This is a genomic window from Sinobaca sp. H24 (assembly GCF_023845525.1).
On the sequence record NZ_JALBWT010000024.1, the window covers coordinates 43700 to 64543 of the forward strand.

The window sequence follows — 20844 nt, forward strand, 5'->3', positions numbered from 1 at the left end:
TTGCTCCTTTTTGTATACGCTTGCATAAAAAAAGTAAAATATTTATTTGCTAAATTTATCAGACAATTCTTTTGAGTGTAACCTTAGAAACATATTGAAATGAAAAGAAAGTTAAAAACATTCTGCTCATAAAAATGAACAAAAAAAAGCCCTCTGCTTTTAGCAGAGAGCTGTTGAACGTTATATTTTAGGTGTTGCTTTTTCATGAACAATATTGCGTCCTGGTCTGTCTTGTTTCGTTGATTTGCGCTCCATCATAATAGTTGTAAGTTGAACAGCCAAGAATACAGCTAATACGATAAAATAAGCCGGCGTTGTTATTCCATTGAACCAGGAATTATAGCTGAGTGCCCCGAGTGATCCGCCAAGGAGCGGTCCTACTATTGGTACCCAGGCATAGCCCCAGTCTGACTTTCCTTTACCTGCAATAGGCATGAAAAAGTGTACAAGCCGCGGTCCAAAATCACGTGCCGGGTTAATTGCATATCCGGTAGTACCGCCGAGAGATAAACGATAACAATAATTAATGCCCCTACAATGAGAGGATTCAATCCTTCTGTAAAATCATTTGCTCCGATAGCAAGGATTCCAAATACCAGCATAAATGTACCGAGTGCTTCACCAAAAAAGTTGGAAGGCCGGAAACGAATTGCCGGATCTGTAGCAAAAACTGCAAGTTTTGCACCCTGATCTTCTGTTTCTTTGAAATGAGGGTAGTAGTGAAGCCATACGAGTGTGCCTCCAATAAATGCTCCAATCACCTGAGCTGCAATGTAGCCTGGTACGCTTGCCCAAGGGAAATCTCCTGCCATTGCAAGACCAACCGTTACAGCTGGATTAATATGCGCATCACTTATCTGTCCTACCGCATAAATAGCCATTGCTACCCCGAGACCCCAGGCAATAGTAATAACTATCCAGCCGGACCCTTCTGATTTTGATTTCTTCAATACTACGCCTGCTACAACACCACCACCGAAAATAATAAGTATCATTGTGCCCAGCAGTTCTCCAATAAATGGCGACATGTTTGTTCCTCCTTTATATTGTTAAAAAATTATAAATATTCAGAAAATAAAAGTTGCTTTTCCTAGGTTACTGCTATCGCTACGCAAAAAAGACCAGTGGAAAATTAATCACGATACTATCGGCGTGAAAAATATCTACTGGTCTCATTTTCTCTTAGTAGCTCTTCATTAACTTAACTTGATTATAAACGCATATGAAAACGTTGTCAAAGACTTTTTTTACTTTATTTCCGGCATATAAGACAATAATTCCTCGTGAAGTGAAGGAGCACTTGCAATAAACGTTCCCTTTTCCAAGAGGGAGGGATTTTCATTAGAAAATGTCGTAGCTGACGCTCCTACCTCTTTTAATATAATTAAACTTCCTGCATAATCCCAGGGAGATAGTCGAAGATTAATATACGTATCGAGCCTTCCGCAGGCGACATAGCATAATTCCAGCGCAGCTGAACCATAGGAACGGGCACTTCTAGATTTATGTACCAAATCATGGAGCTTTTCCCCGCCATTTTTATGCTCCCAAACAAGCCAGCGGCTGTTCAGGCCGACTATTGCTTTTTCAAGCGTTACCGGTTTTCTTTTTTCCAATTTTTTATCGTTTTGGAAGGCGCCTTCCCCTTTAAGAGCTGTAAACCATTCCCTCTTCATCACGTCATAGACAATACCCAGCTGCCCTACGCCATCTTCAAAAACTCCTATAGAGATGGCAAAGTTATACTGCTGGTGAACAAAATTAGTCGTACCGTCAATAGGATCTATAATCCAGAGCACACCTTTAGTAGACCGAAGCGACTCTCCTGTTCCTTCTTCCCCCAGCATTTGATGGTCCGGGTAATGAGCCGCTATTTTTTCTTTAAAGAAAGCTTCTGTTTGATAGTCCATTTCTGTTACTAAATCGTTCGCATTTGATTTTGTTTCTATATTTAAAGGTTTATCCATAGAGGTTCTTATCGTTTCCCCTGCTTCTTCAACCCAATCCTTCACTATATGTAATAATTCTGAATAGTTTATTCTCAACTTGACCACTCCTACTATTGTGTCTGTTTCTACATCTTATCTTATTTCCCGAAAAATGTCGCTTGTAACCATAACGCATGAAAAAGAAAAGCCCGCCTGCGGCGGACTCTTATTTATTGGATATTCACTTGTGTAAAAGAAAGTTTATTCATTGTTCTGCCTGCTGGGTGCATTTATTTATTATACTTCAAGCCGTATTAGTTCCTGCCGGAATTTTTCCAGCCTGACTTTACAGTTGGCGATTTCATCCATACAATTTTGTATTAATGCATCATGCAGCGTCACGAGTTCATAGTCTATTTCAAGCTTCAATACTGGAATCCGCTCTTCGGCATCTCTTCTTTTCAGCGTTTCTATGACTTGTTCCATCGTCTCCACACCCCTTTTTAAAATGGATATTCTCTGGACCTGGCTGCATCGGCACATATAACAAAATTTTCAGACATTTTGTTTCTGATAGTATATCACATGATTAATGAAAAGCAACAAAAAATCTCCTGCTAATATTTGCGACTTTTTTTAATAACGGATATGATGTATCTATTGGAAAAAAGGGGGAAACACACATGGACTTTAAAGGATTTTCGCAGCACGATTTTGATGCATTTTCTATTGAAGGGCTGGATGGCCGGATGAAAGCTATACAAGAGCGTATCCAGCCTAAATTCCAGCAGCTTGGTACGGCTCTTTCTGAAGAACTGACGATGGAGCTCAATAAAGAAATGTTTCTGCATATTGCAAAACACGCCCGCCGCAAAGTAAATCCACCTAATGATACCTGGCTTGGGATTGCGGATAATAAAAGAGGCTATAAAAAACACCCACATTTTCAGGTAGGAATGTTTGATGACCATGTTTTTGTATGGCTTGCTTTTATATATGAAATGCCTGACAAAGCAAAAGCTGCCGATCGTTTTCTGGAGCAGCTGGACATGTTCGAAAATCTCCCCGGTGAATTTGTTATTTCTCCGGATCATATGAAAAAGAGGCTTATGCACTTGAGAATCTTTCCGAAGACGAATTGTCAACTATGCTGAAGCGTTTCCGCGATGTGAAAAAAGGCGAATTACTGATTGGCCGTCATTATCCCGCTGGAGACACCGTTCTTCAGGACGGTGAAGCATTTTTTAATGAAGCTCTTTCTGTTATGAGGCAGCTGATCCCATTTTATCAGCTTTCTTTTGAAAAAGAGAAGCAGTATCAATAACTTAAATAAAGCCCTTCCGGGAAATAATTCCGGAAGGGCTTTATTTATTAATTCATTTTAATAAGCGCTGCGCTTTCTGCTTTTCTCGCAGCCTGCACAGTGTGCCAGCATGAGACTTTTGTTTTTCCTTCAAATTCACCGCAGAGTGTTTTTTCTTCGGATTTTGAAGGGACCACTTTTTTAAAACGATTGTAATGATCCAGGAGTACTTCTTTTTTTACTCCTTTGTCGTATGCTTTTTCAATAATTGTAAAAAACTCCACTACATCTACCACTTCTTCTGTAGACCAATCCATTGAAATTGGGATATTTACTGATTCTTCCATGTTATTCTCCTTTCCATCTGTTACGGATTTGTTCTGCCTGTCCGATTAATGAGTTAATTAGTGTTTCCACATTGGGACAGTCGTCTATAGAAGCAGCAATTTGGCCCGCCCAGCCGAATCCATTTTCTTTTTTTCCTTCATATATATAGGCTTTATTTGCTTCTCCGCTGATCAGATGCTTTATATTTTCGTAAGAAGGATTTTGTTCTTCTGCTTCCAGTATCTGTTCTGTCCATGTATTCTTAAGCGCTCTGGCAGGAGCGCCCAGCGTTCTTTTGATTACTACCGTATCACCATCGCCAGCTTCTATCAATGCCTGCTTGTAAACGTGATGGGCATGTACGCATTCTTTTGTGGCGATAAACCTTGTCCCCATTTCAATACCTTCTGCTCCGAGCGAAAAAGCAGCCATCAATCCACGACCATCTCCAATACCGCCGGAAGCAATAACCGGGATGGAAACAGCATCGACGACCTGTGGGATAAGCACCATCGTGCCGGTATCATTGCGGCCTAAATGCCCTCCACCTTCCTGGCCGACAACCATGACAGCATCCGCGCCAAGTTCTTCTGCTTTTACCGCCTGCCGTTTAGCAGCCACGAGAACCAGCTTTTTAATTGAGGTATGTTCCAGCATGTCCAAAATAGGTTTGGGGTTGCCTCCTGTCATGGAGATGACAGGAACTTCTGCCTCAACAGCTGCCTGCACCATATGTTCAAAAGGGCGGCCGTGCTGACCGATAGCAAAGTTTACGCCAAAAGGACGATCCGTTTTCATACGGACTTTACGTATTTCCTCCACCAGCTCTTTTTCATTATTTAAAGACATCGCCGTGATCTGACCGAGTCCGCCTGCATTTGATACGGCTGCTGCCAGATCCGAGTAGGCTAAATAAGCAAGCCCTCCCTGAATAATTGGATATTTGATTCCCAGCATAGATGTAATACGGGTTGTCCAGTCCATAATTTCTGCCTCCAGCAAATAGTATTTGTTTGCACCAGCCTGTATGTTTGGTATACTTTTTCTTGTTTTGAATTTTTAATAGAAGGAGCCGTCATATGCTCAACCAATGGGAAACGCCTTTATTTCACGCATTATTAAAGCATGCTTCCGCCGAACCAAAACCTTTTCATATTCCCGGCCATAAAAAAGGAAAAGGAATGAATCCTGAGTTCCGGGATTTTATCGGCCATAATGCTTTATCTATAGATCTAATAAATATTGAACCGCTCGACGACCTTCATCATCCGCATGGCATCATCCATGAAGCACAGGAGCTTGCCGCCGACGCATTTTCTGCTGATTATACCTTTTTTTCGGTACAGGGAACAAGCGGCGCAATTATGACAATGATATTATCTGTCTGCGCTCCCGGTGATAAGATTCTCGTTCCGCGCAATGTGCATAAATCAATTATGTCAGCGATCATTTTCGCCGGTGCCGTTCCGGTATTTATTTATCCGGAACTTGATAAAAAACTGGGAATTTCGCATGGTATTACCCCTGCTTCTGTTCAGACAGCTGTGCAGGAGCATCCTGAGGCGAAAGCTCTTCTGGTCATTAATCCTACTTATTTCGGCGTTTCCGCTGATTTAAAGCTGATCGTTGATACCGCCCATCAGTCCGGTATACCGGTTCTGGTTGATGAAGCCCACGGCGTTCACATTCATTTCCACCCGGATCTCCCCTTATCCGCTATGCAGGCAGGTGCTGACCTGGCCGCTACAAGCGTTCATAAACTTGGAGGATCCATGACGCAGAGTTCTGTATTAAACGTGAAGAAAGGACTGGTGGATCCCCATCACGTCCAGGCAGTAATGAGCATGCTCACTACCACCTCCACGTCTTATCTCCTTCTTGCTTCTTTGGATACAGCAAGAAAGTATCTTGCCACCCAGGGAGAGCGTCTGCTGGAGCAGACTATCGCTCTTGCTGAGTCCGTGAGAAAAGAAGTTAATGCCATTCCCGGCCTGTACTGTCCGGGCCGGGAAATGCTAGACAGCAATGCCGCTTTTGCCCTTGATCCGACAAAAATATTAATCTCTGTTGCCGATCTTGGAATAACCGGCTATGAAGTAGAAAAATGGCTTCGCTCCCAGTACAATATTGAAATTGAGCTTTCTGATTTATATAACATTCTCTGTATTATCTCCTTTGGCGACGATAGAAGCGATACAGATTTTTTATTACGTGCCCTCAGGAATCTTTCCGAAACGTTTGTCGGAGCTGGTAAACTTGGAAGTCCAGTCTCCATTCACCTTCCAGACATCCCGGTTCTTGCCATCCCTCCGCGCGATGCTTTTTATGCACCTACGGAAACGATTCCCTTTGAAGAAAGTGCCGGCCGGATTATTGCTGAATTTGTTATGATTTATCCCCCCGGTATTCCCGTTCTGCTTCCCGGTGAAGTGATTACGGAAACAAACATTGTTTATATTAAAGAAAATGCCGCGGCCGGGCTTCCTGTTCAGGGACCGGAAGATTCTTCCCTTGAACAAATACGTGTTATCAAAGAAGCACGGCCTATTCGTTAGAAGCACAGCAGTGTGCTTCTTTTTTTATGTAGTAGTGCCCGAATATGTCATAACAAAATGAAGAACGGTTTCTTCCCTCCTTTCTGTTTACGTATCCGTGCTCTACGTCAGCGGTGAAGTTTACGCTGTCCCACTGTCTCAGCTCGACTATTTCCTCCCCAATCACAATGGCCGCCGATCCCTTCATCACAGTTACATATTCCACGACGCCCGGCTGGTGGCTTTCTGAAAAATAACTTCCGCCCGGCTTCAAAAAAGCCCGGTGCATTTCTATTTTTCCGCTGTGCGTCGTGTGAAAAACAGTTTCCAGCGTACACGCTTCATTGGCACTAAGCATTTGATAGCCTTTTCCGCTCCTTGATATGGTAATGCTTCTTTCTTCCTCGAGCAGTGAAGAAATTGGAATCTGCAGACTGTTTGCCAGCTTCCACATAATAGATAAAGATGGATTTGCTTCGCCTTTTTCAATATTAATTAACGTCAGTTTACTTACAGAAGACATTTCTGCAAGTTCCTGAATCCCTATCCCCCGATCTTTCCGATATTTTTTTAAAATGGTACCAAGCTTTTTTGATAGTCTAAGCGGATCTTCTTCTTTCATTTTGACGCCCCCTTATAATTATAATTAACTTATGGTATATTATAATGAACTTTTTAAATTGAGGTGAAGTTTATGCGTGAAATGGGACTGGGGCTCTTAGCTTCTTTATTTTTTTCGATTACCTTTATATTAAACCGTGCTATGGAACTGGATGGCGGAAGCTGGGCATGGAGTGCATCCCTGCGATTTTTATTCATGATTCCTTTCCTTCTTCTTATTGTACTTCTGCGCAGAGGAGTGAAACAAGTATTCATTGAAATAGCCGCTAAGCCCCTCCCCTGGATAATATGGAGCTTTATAGGCTTTGTCCTGTTCTATGCCCCGCTTACATTTGCGGCTGCCTACGGGCCGGGGTGGCTCGTTGCAGGCTCATGGCAGATTACGATTGTTGCCGGAGTACTCATATCTCCTTTTCTTTCTGCTTCGGCCGGCCGCAAAGAAAAATTAAAGGATAAATGGCCGGTTCGTTCTTTATGGATTTCACTTTTCATTTTATCCGGTATTGCTCTTATTCAGGCCCAGTCCTTTACCTACATCTCTTCTCAGGATATGATGTTTATTCTTGTTCCTGTGCTCGTAGCAGCTTTTGCTTATCCGCTTGGAAATAGAAAAATGATGGACCTCTGTGACGGGAGACTGGATACTTTTCAGCGCATTTTAGGAATGCTGTTATGCACGCTTCCAGTATGGCTTATTGTCGCAGGAATAGAATTAGTACAGTCAGGGCCGCCTTCTGTAAACCAGACCGTTCAGACGTTTATTGTAGCTGTCTGTTCCGGGGTCATTGCTACTACCTTGTTTTTCATCGCAACAAACGCAGCCAGAAAAAATAAAACTGCGCTCGCTTCCGTAGAAGCCACACAATCCCTGCAGATTTTATTTGTTGTTGTCGGCGAATGGCTTCTTTTATCAAGTCCTATGCCAAACACCTATGCCTGGACAGGTATTTTTATTATTGTAGCAGGCATCAGCATGCATAGCTTTTCCTCCAGGCAAAAGACAAATAAAAAACCGGAGAATTTCTCTCCGGTTTTTCTGGTTATATTTACCGTTGTCCGTTATTTTTTTTCTCAGAACCACATGAAGAGCAGGATGAGTACAGTGTAGCAACCTTTTCTCCTTCAAAGTGCTCAATTGTTTCGTTACATACCTGGCATACAATTGTTCCCATTCTAATCTCTCCCTTTTTTGTAAGCGTTTTAAAAATGCTGTACCTTTATATTAGTATGTCACATTCACTTTGTCAACACTAAATAGTATAACTTATTTAAATAGTAAAAGACTGCCTCTGAAATAGGGGCAGTCTTTTATATGCTTTAATTGGATTCAATGTGGTCCGGATCAATAAAATCATAGCCATTTTCTTCAAAACCATCAATTATTTCCGGGAGAGCTTCGTTTGTCCACTCTCTATCGTGCATTAATAAATTAGCACCGTCTCTTACCAGTTCTGTATTAACCATAATGTCTGCAAGGGCCTCTGCATTTTGATATTCCGGTTCCCAGTCATAACCATAGGTCCAGTTCATCCAAATCATATCTCTTCTTCCATCAGCGCTTTTGAATACTCCGTATTCATACCAAACGGAGCACGGAAAAAATTGTGGTTTTTCTCCTGTTATTTCTTCTATTTCATTGTTAAGTTCTACTATTTCCGTTTTCTGTTCTTCTTCGGAAAGAGATGTCAGATCCGGATGCGACATGGTATGATTGCCAATCTCAAAGCCCATGTCATATATCGCCTGAAGATCTTTTTTACCTTCTTCGTCGTTAATGAAGTGCCCATTAACAAAGAAAATAGCTGGAATATCTCTCTCTTTCAGCTTTTCAGCCATTTCCACCCCGTATGTATCAGGTGCGTCATCAATTGTTAAAAGGACAGCGGGATTTTCTGTTTCTGTCTCTGCCTGCAGAGAAGCATCCGCTTCATTCACGGAATAAGCTGCTGCATTATCCGATTGCTGCTCTTCCTCCTGCGCTGGTTCGGATTCGGTATCCGTTTCCTCCTGTTCAGCTGCTTCATTCGCTGCATCTGTTTCCTCTGCTTCTTCTGCTTCTGAGTTCTCCTGTCCGCTGTTGGAACAGCCTGCTAACACAAGAGCCGTAAAACTAATCATCATAAACTTTTTCACTATGTATGCCTCCAACCTGTAGAATATCTATATCATATCAAAACCATTAGATTAATTATATATTTCAGGAATAAATTGTTAAATATATAGATAGTACGTAATGGATTTATGATCATTTTTTCTGGATAAAACTTTTTAGACCTATATCTACTTAGTACTGAACTTGCAACATACCCGTACCATGTTATAATAATCTTTGTGGCTTTAAAGGGATTTTGCATGATACTTGCATAATCGGTATAATGTTATAAGCTGTAAAATTTTAAAATCGAAGAAAGGTGGTTGACGTCCGTTATGAAGAAACTAACACCCGTGTTCTTTATCTCCCTGGCAATTGCTATTGCTTTCATATTATGGGGTGTTATTGCTCCTGAAAATGTGAACAGTATTACAAGCGGAATCCAGGCTAACATTTCAGAATCGTTTGGCTGGTTTTACTTAATTGCGGCAACAATCTTCTTGTTGTTTGCTTTATTTCTTATTGTCAGCCGTACGGAAAAATCAGATTAGGAAACCGGTATGAGCGGCCTGAGTATAGTTACTTTACCTGGTTTGCTTTTTTATTTACAGCCGGTATGGGAATCGGCCTTGTTTTCTGGGGTGTGGCAGAACCACTTACCATTTCTACGTCCTCCTGATCAGGAAGCAGAAAGTACTGCCGCAGCAGCAGCTGCGCTTCAGTATTCCTTCTTTCACTGGGGACTTCACCCATGGGCTATTTACGCTATTGTAGCTCTTACTCTTGCTTACTTTAAGTTCAGAAAAGATGCGCCTGGTGTAATTCAGCGCTACATTCCGTCCTCTTATTGGCGACAAAGTGGATGGACCTATTGGTACTACTATTGATGTAATTGCTGTGTTTGCAACTATATTTGTATAGCTACCTCACTTGGTTTCGGTGCCGTACAGGTAACCGGCGGTCTTGGTTATACATTTGATTCATTACAAACAATACATTACACAAGTAGTTGTCATTATTGTTATTACTGTATTACCTTCCTGGCTTCAGCTATGACCGGCCTGACAAAGGTATACGGATCTTAAGTATGACAAACGTTGTACTTGCCATCCTGCTTATGCTTTTCGTGTTGATTTTAGGCCCTACTGTATATATTATGGATTCCTTTACGACCACAATTGGAAGCTATGTTCAAAACCTTCCAAGCATGAGTTTCAGTACAAATACATTCAGCGGTGACCGTGAATGGCTCGAAAGCTGGACCATTTTCTATTGGGCCTGGTGGATTGCCTGGTCTGCATTTGTTGGTACCTTTATTGCACGTGTATCCCGCGGACGTACGATTCGCGAGTTCCTTATCGGTGTGCTTGCTGTACCGACTATTTCAGCGGACTTTGGTTCTCCGTATTTGGTTCAACCGCTATCTTCCTTGATGGAGAGAACAGCGGGGGATTATACAACATCATGGTAGAACGCGGCGATGAAATTGCCTTATTCTCCCTGCTTGATCAATTTCCATTAAGCTCAATAACACTGGTCCTGGCCATTCTGTGATAGTTTCATTTTTCATTACATCAGCAGACTCCGGTACGTTTGTACTCGGAATGTTAACAACAAATGGAAGCCTAAATCCTTCCAACTCTGTTAAATTCACATGGGGTATTATTATTTCGGCTGCTGCCGCCGTCCTATTAATTTCCGGCGGTATTGGCGGTCTCGAGACGGCTATGATTATTGCAGCTCTGCCTTTCACCTTTATAATGCTGGCAATGATCGTATCCCTCTTAAAATCGCTTCAGACGGAGCATGAGATTCTGCAGGCTGATAAATTAAATAATCAGGCTGAACGCAGACGTCTTCGTGAAGAAAGAGAAAAAATCAAAAAAGAAAAGAAGATCTCAGCGCAGGAAAAAAATAATCATTTTAATCAAAAGGCTGTTCCTAAATGGGCAGCCTTTTTTTTACGTATTTACACTATTTGCTTCTTCCACCCCATTAAAATAAAAAAAGAGCGGCCTCTTAGTAAGAAGCCGCTCTTTGACTCATTTTATTTAACGTGGATAGGTAATCCTAAAGCAACTTCTGCTGCTTCCATCGTAATTTCACCAAGGGTTGGGTGGGCGTGAATAGTCATTGCTACATCTTCAGCTGTCATACCAGCTTCAATAGCCAGACCAAGTTCTGCTACCATATCAGAAGCGTTAGGACCTGCGATTTGTGCACCGATCACCAATCCATCTTCTTTACGGGTAATGAGCTTCATAAAGCCTTCTGAGTCGTTAAGAGAAAGTGCTCTTCCATTTGCCTGGAATGGGAATTTAGATGCTTTAGCATCATAGCCCGCTTCTTTCGCTTCGTCTTCAGTATAGCCGACGCTTGCCAGTTCAGGCTCTGTAAACGCTACAGAGGGATAGCAAGATAATCAATAGCCGATGCTTCACCGGAAATTGCTTCTGCTGCTACTTTACCTTCATAAGAAGCTTTATGAGCAAGTGCAGGACCATCTACAATATCTCCGATAGCATAGATGTTATCTAAGCTTGTACGGGACTGCTTGTCGATTTTAATAAGCCCTCTGTCCGTGATATCTACACCGATCTGCTCCAGACCGAGTTCTTCCGTGTTTGGTCTGCGGCCTACAGATACAAGAACATAGTCCGCTTCAAACGTTTTTTCTTCGCCTTTTACTTCGGCGGTAAGCTTAACACTTTTTTTCGTTTCTTTAACAGATTGAGCAAATGCCTCTGTTTCTACCGTTACACCATTCTTTTTCAGGCGGCGGTCAACCAATTGGCTCATCTGCTTTTCAAATCCGCCAAGAATCCGCTTTTCCCCTTCAAGAATAGTTACTTCAGAACCAAGGTTTGCATAGGCTGTAGCAAGCTCGACACAATATATCCTCCACCGACAACAACCAGCTTTTTAGGAATTTCTTCAAGCTGCAGGGCGCCTGTGGAATTGATCACACGGTCCGAGTACTTAAGAGTCGGAATCTCAATTGGTCTTGAACCAGTAGCGATAATGCAGTTTTTAAACTTGTACGTCTGTGAGTTATACTCATCAGAAGAAACCTTAACCTGATTTTTATCAGAAAAGTATGCTTCTCCCTGTACGATTAAACTTTATTACCTTTAAGAAGTCCTTCAACGCCGCCGGTCAGCTTTTTCACAACGCCGGCTTTCCATTCCTGGACTTTAGAAAAATCTACTGTTGCTTTTTCTGTAGCGATTCCCATATCTTCGCTTCCATGCTGTGCATCATGGAAACGGTGGCCGGCCTGAATAAGCGCCTTAGATGGGATGCATCCGACGTTAAGGCAGACACCGCCTATTTCGCCTTTTTCCACGATTGTTACTTTTTGTCCAAGCTGGCTGCACGGATTGCCGCGACATAGCCCCCTGGACCTGAACCTACTATTAGTGTATCTACTTCTTCTGCGAAATCTCCTACTACCATTCTTATCCTCCATGATGATTAGTTCTGGATCATTCAATAGACGCTTCACGTGGTTCAATGCGCTTTGAGCTGTTACGCCGTCCACTAGTCTGTGGTCATAGCTTAATGAAAGAGCAAGCATTGGTGCGGCAACAATTTCCCCATCGCGTACAACTGCTTTTTCTTCAATACGGCCAATACCAAGGATTGCTACTTCCGGGTGATTAATAACTGGAGTAAACCAGAGACCCTGAGCAGATCCTACGTTGGAAATAGTGCTTGTTCCGCCTCTCATCTCATCAGAGCTGAGCTTGCCGTCGCGGGCTTTTACAGCCAGCTCATTAATTTCATCAGCAAGCATGAAAATTGATTTACGATCAGCATCTTTTACTACAGAACAACAAGTCCTTGCTCCGTATCTGCAGCAATACCTATATTATAATAGTTTTTGTAAACAATTTCTTGGTTTTCGTCATCAATTGATGCATTTAATGAAGGATATGCTCTTAAAGCAGAAGTAAGTGCTTTAACGACATATGGCAGATACGTAAGTTTTGTTCCTTTATCTGCAGCAATCGGCTTGAATTTTTACGGTTTGCTACAAGGTTTGTTACATCAATTTCATCCATGTGCGTTACGTGAGGAGCGGTGTGCTTAGAATTAACCATTGCCTTAGCAATTGCTTTTCTAATACCTTTCATCGGTACGCGCTCTTCAAGTTCAGTTGTGTTTTGGGAAACAGGAGCTTTAGAAGCAGATTTGCTTTCTTCTTTTGCATCAGCAGGCTCTGATGATGCTTCCTCTGTTTCCTGTCCGCCGCTCAAGTAGGACTCAATATCTTCTTTTAATACTCGTCCGTTTTTGCCGCTTCCGCTGACTTTACGGATGTTACATCTTTTTCTCTGGCGAACTTACGTACAGATGGCATTGCGATTACTCTGGAGTCATCATCCTCTGTATCTTCAGCAGCCGGCTTTTCAGATGGCTGTTCATCAGGCTGTTTTTCTGTTTCGTCTGCAGGATTTTCTGCATTTTGTTCTTCACCTGATTTACTTTTATCTTCTTTTGGTTCTTTTTCGGCGCTTCTTCTGCGGTGCATCTTCACTGCCATCATCTATAACGAGAATGACTTCACCTACAGTAGTTGTAACACCTTCATCTACCCTTACTTCTTTAACCGTGCCATCAACTGAAGAAGGAATCTCTACTACAGCTTTATCGTTTTGTACTTCAACAAGGATATCGTCTTCTTTAATGGTGTCTCCTACTTTGACGAACCATTTAACGATTTCGCCTTCATGGATACCTTCACCAATATCTGGTAATTTAAATTCGAAAGCCACTATAATTGCCTCCCTTTCTGCTACCTATCATTTTTTATATAAAGGATAAAAGAGACTGAAAAAGGAAACCTTGTTTCTGATTTCTTTTTCAGCCTGCTTTCTTGAATTGCTTTATTTAGAAGTTTATAACTGCTTTTACGCGCTCTTTAACATCTGTTTCATTAGGCAGCCACACATCTTCTGCTGCTGCAAATGGAAAGACAGTGTCCGGAGCTGTAACACGAAGAACCGGCGCTTCCAAATGAAGAATAGCTTCATCTGTAATAGCAGCTGCTACGCTTGCTGCGATACCAGCCATTTTCTGCGCTTCCTGAACAACAACAGCACGATTTGTTTTCTTACAGACTCAAGAATAGTCTCTATATCAATAGGACTGATCGTACGAAGGTCAATAACTTCCGCTTCAATACCTTCTTCTGAAAGTTCTTCCGCTGCTTTAAGTGAAGTATGAACCATTGCACCGTAAGCGATAAGCGTTACATCTTTGCCTTCACGCTTTATGTCTGCTTTATCAAGATCAATGGTGTATTCCTCTTCCGGTACTTCTTCACGGAAAGAACGGTAAAGCTTCATGTGCTCAAGAAAAACGACCGGGTCGTTATTACGGATAGAAGAAATAAGAAGGCCTTTTGCGTCGTAAGGAGTGGACGGAATAACTACACGTACGCCGGGCGATTGTGCAATTAAGCCTTCAAGGCTGTCCGCGTGAAGCTCGGGTGTTTTAACCCCGCCTCCAAATGGAGAACGGATCGTTACCGGCATGTTGTAATGCCCGCCTGAACGATAGCGCATTCTTGCCATCTGTCCTACTACTGCATCCATCGTTTCGAATACAAAACCGAAAAACTGAATTTCCATAACTGGACGGAAGCCGGTAAGGCCAAGGCCGATTGAAAGCCCGCCGATTCCTGATTCTGCAAGAGGTGTGTCGAATACACGTTCTTCACCGAATTCATCCTGCAGTCCTTCTGTTGCTCTAAATACTCCACCGTTTTTACCGACATCTTCGCCGAAAACTAAGACATTTTCGTCGTTTTTCAGCTCCGTACGCATCGCATCGGTAATAGCCTGAATCATCGTCATTTGCGCCATAGCTTACTTCGACTCCTTCTCTTTATATTCGTCCATCTGCTGCTGTAGATTTACTGGAAGCTCTTCAAACATGTTGCCGATTAAATCTGTTACTTTTTGAGGAGCAACTTCATCTGTTTCTTTAATTGCTGCTTTGATTTCTTCTTTTGCTTTTTCAACTACTTTGTTTTCTTCTTCTTCAGACCAGAGCTTTTTGCTTTCAAGGTATTTACGGAAACGAACGATTGGATCTTTCTTTTCCCATTCGCTGTCAAGCTCGGACGTTCTATATCTTGTAGGGTCATCACCAGCCATCGTGTGCGGCCCATATCTGTACGTTAGTGTTTCAATAAGGGTAGGTGTTCCTTCTAGTGCGTTTTTACGGGCTTCTTTAGTTGCCGCATAAACTGCAAGAACGTCCATTCCATCTACTTGAATTCCATTAATTCCTGCTGCTACTGCTTTTTGGGCAATCGTCTTTGCAGCAGACTGCTCTTCAACAGGAACTGAAATAGCGAAGTAGTTGTTCTGCACAACAAAAATAGCCGGGGCTTTATATGCTCCTGCAAAGTTCATACCTTCATAGAAGTCACCCTGCGAGGCACCGCCGTCACCGGTATAAGTAATAGCGACATTGTCCTTGCCTCTGCGTTTCAATCCAAGTGCTACGCCGGCTGTCTGAATAATCTGCGCTCCAATAATAATCTGGGGCATAACAAGATTAAGTCCTTCTGCCATCTGGCCGCCTTTGAAATGGCCGCGGGAGAAAAGAAATGCCTGATGAAGTGACATACCATGCCATACCATCTGTGGAATATCCCGGTAACCCGGCAGAATCCAATCTTCTTTATCCAGGCTGAACTGAGAACCGAGCATAGACGCTTCCTGTCCTGCTACCGGTGCATAAAATCCAAGTCTTCCCTGTCTATTGAGGGAAATTGCACGCTGATCCCATATTCTTGTATAAACCATTCTTCTCATTAGTTCCTGAAGCTCTTCATCTGACAAATCCGGAAGAGCGTCTTTGTTTACTATCTTGCCTTCTTCATTGAGGATTTGAAACATTTCAAACTGCTCTTCAATATTTTTCAGTGTTTTTTCAGCCACTGCAGTCACCTCTACCTTCCTAATTGTTCGATTATTTTCTATTAAAACAATTTCCTCTTCATTCCAAACAGGCAGCCAGCATAAAAGCTCGTGTCCAGTCAGATACGTTAACTCTAAACTTACTACCCTGATTCGGAGAAAAAATAACCTGTTATTGCATTTATCATTTTTGCGGAAACTGTCTCATTAGAAAAGAAATAAGGATTATAACAATAAAGCTATATTGTTAGAATATACTATATTAAAAAGGTTAGTCAATCCTTTTTAACTAAAGGCTTTCCACCATAATTTGTGTTTATCAGGATTGAATCTTTCTGTAAACTGTTATATAGCATTTCCTTCCCCGACACTAACAGCTTTTCCGATTAAGAGGAGAATATTCTTTTTTAGGTGTTAATACAGATGGGCAACACCCATACATATTTGCGTTCCCTTATTTTTCTAAAGAAAAAACCTGAATGAATAATCCATTCAGGCTGCTATTCATTCCTGTTCAATACCGGCTGCTTCATAAAGAGATGTCTTTGCTTCATTATACTGGTCAGTATAGGTGTTAAACTGCTCTTGTTCATCTGCCACAATCGTGTAGGACTCGTTAACCTTGGCAATCTGATCTTGAAGCTCATCTACAGTAAGGTTTTCATTCGTTAAAGCTTCGTACAATTCTTTATCTCGATCAATACCTTCTGCATAAGCTTCGTTGAGGTTCTGATAGGCATTGTAGCGTCCTTCCATTGATTCCTGTGCCGCTTGAAGCTCTGAGCTGAGATCCGCTTCTGCTTCTTCACCGCTTTCGATGCCCTGCTGAAATTCTTCATAAGAACTTTCAATGCTTTCTTTTTCCGTTTCTAAATGGCTTTCCCGCTCTTCAGCCAGACTGACTGCCTCTTCTGACTGCGATTCGATTTCGTCCATTTCTTCGACAGAAAGCTCCTGCATGGAAGCAAACAGGCTTTGTTCTTCTTCATGAAGATCCATCATTGGCTGCTGCTGTTCTGCAAACTCTTCCTCTGCTTCTGCAGCCCCTTCCAGACTATTCTGCATTTGTTCTTCGGGACTTCCTCCACATCCTCCTAATAATAATACTGCGCCTATAGCCGTGTACGTGATAGCTGTTTTTTTATGTATGGGCATGTTTGTTCCTTTCTATTCTTAAAATTCCTTCTATTTGTTCATCATATAGGAAAAAAATAGGGAAATCAATAAACTGGAGGTACAAACACCTGCTTCTCTTATTCCTTTCACATTTCTTCCTATATTAATGTTTGGATAATTATTCTGTGGAATGATTTTTCTTTTGTAATAGCACCTGTTTTGCTATACTATTTTATAGACAAAATCAGCGAGTCATCTTCATTCATTTTGATTCAATGAAGCAGATTATGCAGGAGGCACATATAATGATAACAATGAATGACATTGTCCGTGAAGGACACCCTGCTCTACGTAAAATCTCAGAGCCTGTGCAGCTGCCCTTATCAGCTGAGGACAAAAAAACACTGGAGGATATGCTTGAATTCCTTCAAAATTCACAGGATGATGATATAGCAGAAAAGTACGACCTGCGTTCTGGAGTAGGTATAGCCGCTCCTCAATTAGGAATTAATAAACGCATGTTTGCGCTGCATCTTACAGATGATAAGGATAAATTGTACAGCTACGGGCTGGTTAATCCAAAAATAGTCAGTCATTCTGTAGAACTCAATCATTTAGAGGGCGGCGAAGGCTGCCTGTCTGTCGATAGAGAAATAGAAGGGGAAGTCCCCCGCTATTCGCGCGTTACTATTGAAGGATACACGATGGATAATGAGAAAATCCGCCTGCGCCTCAGAGGCCTTCCTTCTATTGCTTTTCAGCACGAGCTTGACCATCTTGACGGTATTATGTTTTATGACAGAATTGAAGAAGAATCCAATTAACCCAATCCCCCCTTTCATTTCTGCCTTGCAGCTTTTTTAATTTGCCGGGGAGTAGATGAAAGGAGGGATTTTTGTTTTAAAGCTTTAGCTATCTAAAGATTGGTCCCCGTCCTTTAGATAGCTTCGTCTATTGAAAAAAAGCTGTAAATCGATTACAATTTGAGAATCGAGTGTTTTATCAAAGTGGACTGTCCGCCCGTTCCGCTTTGCGTATAAATATTTGAAGCCCTTTTCTTAATTTATATTATGAAACCCTATGCTTATTTCTTGATGTTTTTTTCGGATGCACAAGAAACCAGGTCCTTATTTTTTCTTTTCCGGTACATGAAGTAATAACAGGGTTCACGCATCCTGCTTAATAGAAAATCACCCAATACAAAGGAGAGACTATACCTATGATTTACAAAGTATTATATCAAAAGGATTCAACGGAAATAGCTGTTCGCGAAAACACAGAATCTATGTATATAGAAGCAGATTCAGAAATGGACGTTAGAATAAAACTAAAAGACCGTCCATACAATATTGAATTTGTACAGCCTGTATCAGAAGCTCTTCTTGCTTTTGAAAAACAAAAAGAAGACTTCAAAGTGGAGAACATCTAAAATATGAAACAACTACAAAACGACCAGGTAGCTGTATTTGCCCTTGGAGGACTTGGGGAAATCGGCAAAAATACGTATGCAATTGAATATAAAGAAGAAATTATTGTTATTGATGCAGGGATCATGTTTCCCGAGGATGAACTTCTGGGTATCGATTATGTTATCCCGGATTACACATACCTTGTTCGAAACCAGCATAAGATAAAGGGCTTATTTATTACGCACGGACACGAAGATCACATCGGCGGCATACCTTATTTTCTTCGCGAGATGAACATTCCCGTTTACGGCGGGCAGCTTGCTCTGGGCCTACTGAAAAGAAAGCTTGAGGAACATGGTCTGCTCCGTAAAACGAAGTTGCATGTTATTAAGGAAGAAGATGTGATCAGCTTTGCGAATCTTTCTATTTCATTTTTCAAAAACAACACACAGCATTCCCGATTCTTTAGGTGTTGTTGTAAACACACCTGAAGGAAATATTGTTCATACTGGTGACTTCAAATTTGACTTCACTCCGGTAAGCCAACCTGCGAATCTTTCCAAAATGGCTCAGATCGGGGATGAAGGAGTATTGTGCCTTCTTTCTGATAGTACAAACAGTGAAGTTCCGGGATTCAGCATGTCGGAGAGAACGGTAAGCAAGAGTATTGATAAAATATTCCAGAATGCAGAAGGACGCGGTTATATTCGCCACCTTCGCTTCTAATATCTACCGTCTCCAGCAGGCTGTAAACGCTGCTGTTCATCACGGCAGAAAAATAGCAGTATTTGGTCGAAGCATGGATAATGCTATTACGATCGGCCAGGAGCTTGGCTATATTAAAGCGCCAAAAGACACATTCATTGAACCGGGCCAGCTGAACCGGATGCCTGATAATGAAACAGCTATCCTATGCACAGGCAGCCAGGGTGAACCAATGGCCGCTTTATCAAGAATTGCCCATGGTACCCACCGGCAGATCCAGATTATTCCCGGGGATACCATTGTTTTCTCAAGCTCCCCTATTCCGGGTAACAATTTGTCCGTAAATAAAATTATTAATCAGCTCCTTAAAGCCGGTGCTAAAGTAATTCACGGATCACTGAACAACATTCATACTTCCGGCCACGGCGCTCAGGAAGAACAGAAGCTGATGCTCCGCCTGATGAAACCAAAATATTTCATGCCTATTCATGGAGAATACCGGATGCTGAAAATGCATACGAAGCTCGCAGAGGATTGTGACATTCCGTTGGATCGTTCCTTTGTAATGGAAATAGGTGAAGTGCTTGGTTTGAAAAAGGATTCCGCCTCTATTGTAGGAAAAATCCCGTCCGGCTCTGTTTACGTTGATGGTAACGGAATCGGTGATATAGGAAATATTGTTCTGCGGGACCGCCGCATTCTCTCTGAAGAAGGTCTAGTCGTAGTCGTCGTGAGTATTGATATGAAAAACTTCACGGTTTCCGCCGGTCCTGATATTATTTCCAGAGGATTCGTTTATATGAGGGAATCCAGTGATATGATCAACGATGCTCAGAAGATGCTTTCCACTCATTTAGATGAAGTTATGAAACGCAAAACAAAGCAGTGGGCTGAAATCAAAAATGAAATTATTGACCAGCTTTCTCCTTATTTATATGAAAAAACAAAACGTAAGCCTATGATTCTTCCTATTATTATGGAAGTTTAATAAAAAGGAGTTTCCATTTTTAAAATGGAAACTCCTTTTTTGTCTGTCAGGAAAACCGGCCATTTATGAAACCAGTCCATCAGCCCGTGCAATTTGATAATTTTTAATTTTCATCAATCCAGTAGGATTCAAGCCGGCTGATATCCGCATCAGCGCCTATAATAATTAAAATATCCCCTTCATAGAGCTTCACTTCCGGTTCAGGAGAGACAGTCAATTCTTCATTTCGTTTTATAGCCAGAATATTACAACCATAAGTTGACCTGACGTCCAGGTCAACTATCGTTTTTCCATCAATAGTCGGTCCCGCTGCCAGCTCTACTATGCTGTGTTCATCCGACAGCTCAAGATAATCAAGAACGTTATCTGATACAACGTTATGGGCAATTCGAATCCCCATATCTCTTTCCGGATGAACAATCTCATGGGCACCAATTCGATTGAGCACTGTTTCATGATAGTCATTTTGTGCTTTTACGGTAATATGCTTCACTTTCATTTCATCTAAAATAAGGGTTGTTAAAATACTTGCCTGGATATTATCTCCAATCGCTACAACCACGTGGTCAAAATTTCGTATCCCGAGACTTTTTAATGCTTTTTCATCTGTACTGTCCGCGATAACTGCCTGTGTGGCAATAGAAGCGAATTCGTTTACTTTTTCTTCATCCTGGTCAATAGCCAGTACGTCCATTCCTTCATTCATCAGTGACTTGCAGATGCTGCCGCCGAACCGGCCAAGTCCGATAACCGCAAATTGCTTTTTCATGCCTTTTCCTCCACTCTTCATTTAAACCGGCTGTTCTTCTTCAATTTTACATGAAAAAGCACACGAAATGAAGATTTCGTGTACCGCTGTGCCCGTTTATTTTGTGCTTTCTTTTAT

General features: G+C 41.8%; 14 protein-coding genes and 10 pseudogenes. 9 read left to right on the forward strand and 15 right to left on the reverse strand.

What is annotated here, in order from left to right:
- Positions 1-180 precede the first annotated feature (180 nt).
- The 3 genes and pseudogenes from MMY81_RS23155 to MMY81_RS23165 all read right to left on the reverse strand — a co-directional run bounded on the left by MMY81_RS23155 (position 181) and on the right by MMY81_RS23165 (position 2414).
- A pseudogene (locus MMY81_RS23155) lies at positions 181-1028 on the reverse strand (MIP/aquaporin family protein).
- A 219-nt stretch (positions 1029-1247) separates the two neighbouring features.
- Positions 1248-2045, reverse strand: coding sequence for an inositol monophosphatase family protein (locus MMY81_RS23160; protein WP_252314710.1), 798 nt, complete (start codon positions 2043-2045; stop codon positions 1248-1250).
- Between the two features lie 180 nt (positions 2046-2225).
- Positions 2226-2414, reverse strand: a complete 189-nt coding sequence (locus MMY81_RS23165; RefSeq protein WP_252314711.1) for a hypothetical protein — start codon at positions 2412-2414, stop codon at positions 2226-2228.
- Between the two features lie 263 nt (positions 2415-2677).
- Between MMY81_RS23165 and MMY81_RS23170 the strand changes: the two are divergent.
- A pseudogene (locus MMY81_RS23170) lies at positions 2678-3252 on the forward strand (YktB family protein).
- A 47-nt stretch (positions 3253-3299) separates the two neighbouring features.
- Here MMY81_RS23170 and MMY81_RS23175 read toward each other — a convergent pair.
- Positions 3300-3578: a UPF0223 family protein gene (locus tag MMY81_RS23175; RefSeq protein WP_252314712.1), complete on the reverse strand. Its 279-nt coding sequence runs from the start codon at positions 3576-3578 to the stop codon at positions 3300-3302.
- Between the two features lies 1 nt (position 3579).
- Positions 3580-4542, reverse strand: a complete 963-nt coding sequence (locus MMY81_RS23180) for an NAD(P)H-dependent flavin oxidoreductase (protein WP_252314713.1) — start codon at positions 4540-4542, stop codon at positions 3580-3582.
- 95 nt (positions 4543-4637) lie between these two features.
- On the opposite strand from MMY81_RS23180, the gene MMY81_RS23185 reads away from it, so the two are divergent.
- The gene (locus MMY81_RS23185) at positions 4638-6113 is read left to right on the forward strand and encodes an aminotransferase class I/II-fold pyridoxal phosphate-dependent enzyme (RefSeq protein ID WP_252314714.1); all 1476 of its coding nucleotides are present in this window, start codon (positions 4638-4640) and stop codon (positions 6111-6113) included.
- Here MMY81_RS23185 and MMY81_RS23190 read toward each other — a convergent pair.
- Positions 6103-6714, reverse strand: a complete 612-nt coding sequence (locus MMY81_RS23190; protein ID WP_252314715.1) for an XRE family transcriptional regulator — start codon at positions 6712-6714, stop codon at positions 6103-6105. The two genes, MMY81_RS23185 and MMY81_RS23190, sit on opposite strands and share 11 nt — an antisense overlap.
- Before the next feature lie 72 nt (positions 6715-6786).
- On the opposite strand from MMY81_RS23190, the gene MMY81_RS23195 reads away from it, so the two are divergent.
- Positions 6787-7821: a DMT family transporter gene (locus MMY81_RS23195; protein WP_252314716.1), complete on the forward strand. Its 1035-nt coding sequence runs from the start codon at positions 6787-6789 to the stop codon at positions 7819-7821.
- A gap of 13 nt (positions 7822-7834) precedes the next feature.
- On the opposite strand, the pseudogene MMY81_RS35715 reads toward MMY81_RS23195, so the two are convergent.
- Together MMY81_RS35715 and MMY81_RS23205 are read right to left on the reverse strand one after the other, a co-directional pair.
- A pseudogene (locus MMY81_RS35715) lies at positions 7835-7885 on the reverse strand (GapA-binding peptide SR1P); the annotation flags it as partial.
- 145 nt (positions 7886-8030) lie between these two features.
- A complete protein-coding gene (locus MMY81_RS23205) occupies positions 8031-8846 on the reverse strand; it encodes a polysaccharide deacetylase family protein (protein WP_308215452.1) in 816 nt (271 codons plus the stop codon).
- A gap of 294 nt (positions 8847-9140) precedes the next feature.
- On the opposite strand from MMY81_RS23205, the pseudogene MMY81_RS35720 reads away from it, so the two are divergent.
- The 3 genes and pseudogenes from MMY81_RS35720 to MMY81_RS35730 all read left to right on the forward strand — a co-directional run bounded on the left by MMY81_RS35720 (position 9141) and on the right by MMY81_RS35730 (position 10931).
- Positions 9141-9692: pseudogene (locus MMY81_RS35720) on the forward strand (BCCT family transporter).
- Positions 9664-9726 carry a hypothetical protein gene (locus MMY81_RS35725; RefSeq protein ID WP_374562661.1) on the forward strand — a complete coding sequence of 21 codons (63 nt, stop codon included), beginning with the start codon at positions 9664-9666 and terminating at the stop codon, positions 9724-9726. Before MMY81_RS35720 ends, MMY81_RS35725 begins: the two are co-directional and overlap by 29 nt.
- A gap of 196 nt (positions 9727-9922) precedes the next feature.
- A pseudogene (locus MMY81_RS35730) lies at positions 9923-10931 on the forward strand (BCCT family transporter).
- On the opposite strand, the pseudogene lpdA reads toward MMY81_RS35730, so the two are convergent.
- The 6 genes and pseudogenes from lpdA to MMY81_RS23255 form a co-directional block, all read right to left on the reverse strand.
- Positions 10853-12261 (reverse strand): annotated as a pseudogene (gene lpdA, locus MMY81_RS23215) (dihydrolipoyl dehydrogenase). The pseudogenes MMY81_RS35730 and lpdA sit on opposite strands and share 79 nt — an antisense overlap.
- Before the next feature lie 73 nt (positions 12262-12334).
- Positions 12335-12941, reverse strand: a pseudogene (locus MMY81_RS35735) (dihydrolipoamide acetyltransferase family protein); the annotation flags it as partial.
- Between the two features lie 128 nt (positions 12942-13069).
- A pseudogene (locus MMY81_RS35740) lies at positions 13070-13583 on the reverse strand (E3 binding domain-containing protein); the annotation flags it as partial.
- Positions 13584-13698: 115 nt separating this feature from the next.
- Positions 13699-14675 (reverse strand): annotated as a pseudogene (locus MMY81_RS23245) (alpha-ketoacid dehydrogenase subunit beta).
- Between the two features lie 3 nt (positions 14676-14678).
- Positions 14679-15719 carry a pyruvate dehydrogenase (acetyl-transferring) E1 component subunit alpha gene (gene pdhA / locus MMY81_RS23250; protein ID WP_120192651.1) on the reverse strand — a complete coding sequence of 347 codons (1041 nt, stop codon included), beginning with the start codon at positions 15717-15719 and terminating at the stop codon, positions 14679-14681.
- A 525-nt stretch (positions 15720-16244) separates the two neighbouring features.
- The gene (locus MMY81_RS23255) at positions 16245-16895 is read right to left on the reverse strand and encodes a YkyA family protein (protein WP_252314718.1); all 651 of its coding nucleotides are present in this window, start codon (positions 16893-16895) and stop codon (positions 16245-16247) included.
- Between the two features lie 266 nt (positions 16896-17161).
- Between MMY81_RS23255 and def the strand changes: the two genes are divergently transcribed.
- The 3 genes and pseudogenes from def to rnjA all read left to right on the forward strand — a co-directional run bounded on the left by def (position 17162) and on the right by rnjA (position 19958).
- A complete protein-coding gene (gene def, locus MMY81_RS23260) occupies positions 17162-17680 on the forward strand; it encodes a peptide deformylase (RefSeq protein ID WP_120192401.1) in 519 nt (172 codons plus the stop codon).
- Between the two features lie 395 nt (positions 17681-18075).
- On the forward strand, positions 18076-18285 hold the full coding sequence (locus MMY81_RS23265) for a DNA-dependent RNA polymerase subunit epsilon (protein ID WP_120192402.1): 210 nt from the start codon (positions 18076-18078) through the stop codon (positions 18283-18285).
- A gap of 3 nt (positions 18286-18288) precedes the next feature.
- Positions 18289-19958, forward strand: a pseudogene (gene rnjA / locus MMY81_RS23270) (ribonuclease J1).
- A 103-nt stretch (positions 19959-20061) separates the two neighbouring features.
- On the opposite strand, the gene MMY81_RS23275 reads toward rnjA, so the two are convergent.
- The gene (locus MMY81_RS23275) at positions 20062-20727 is read right to left on the reverse strand and encodes a potassium channel family protein (RefSeq protein ID WP_120192404.1); all 666 of its coding nucleotides are present in this window, start codon (positions 20725-20727) and stop codon (positions 20062-20064) included.
- Between the last annotated feature and the right edge of the window lie 117 nt (positions 20728-20844).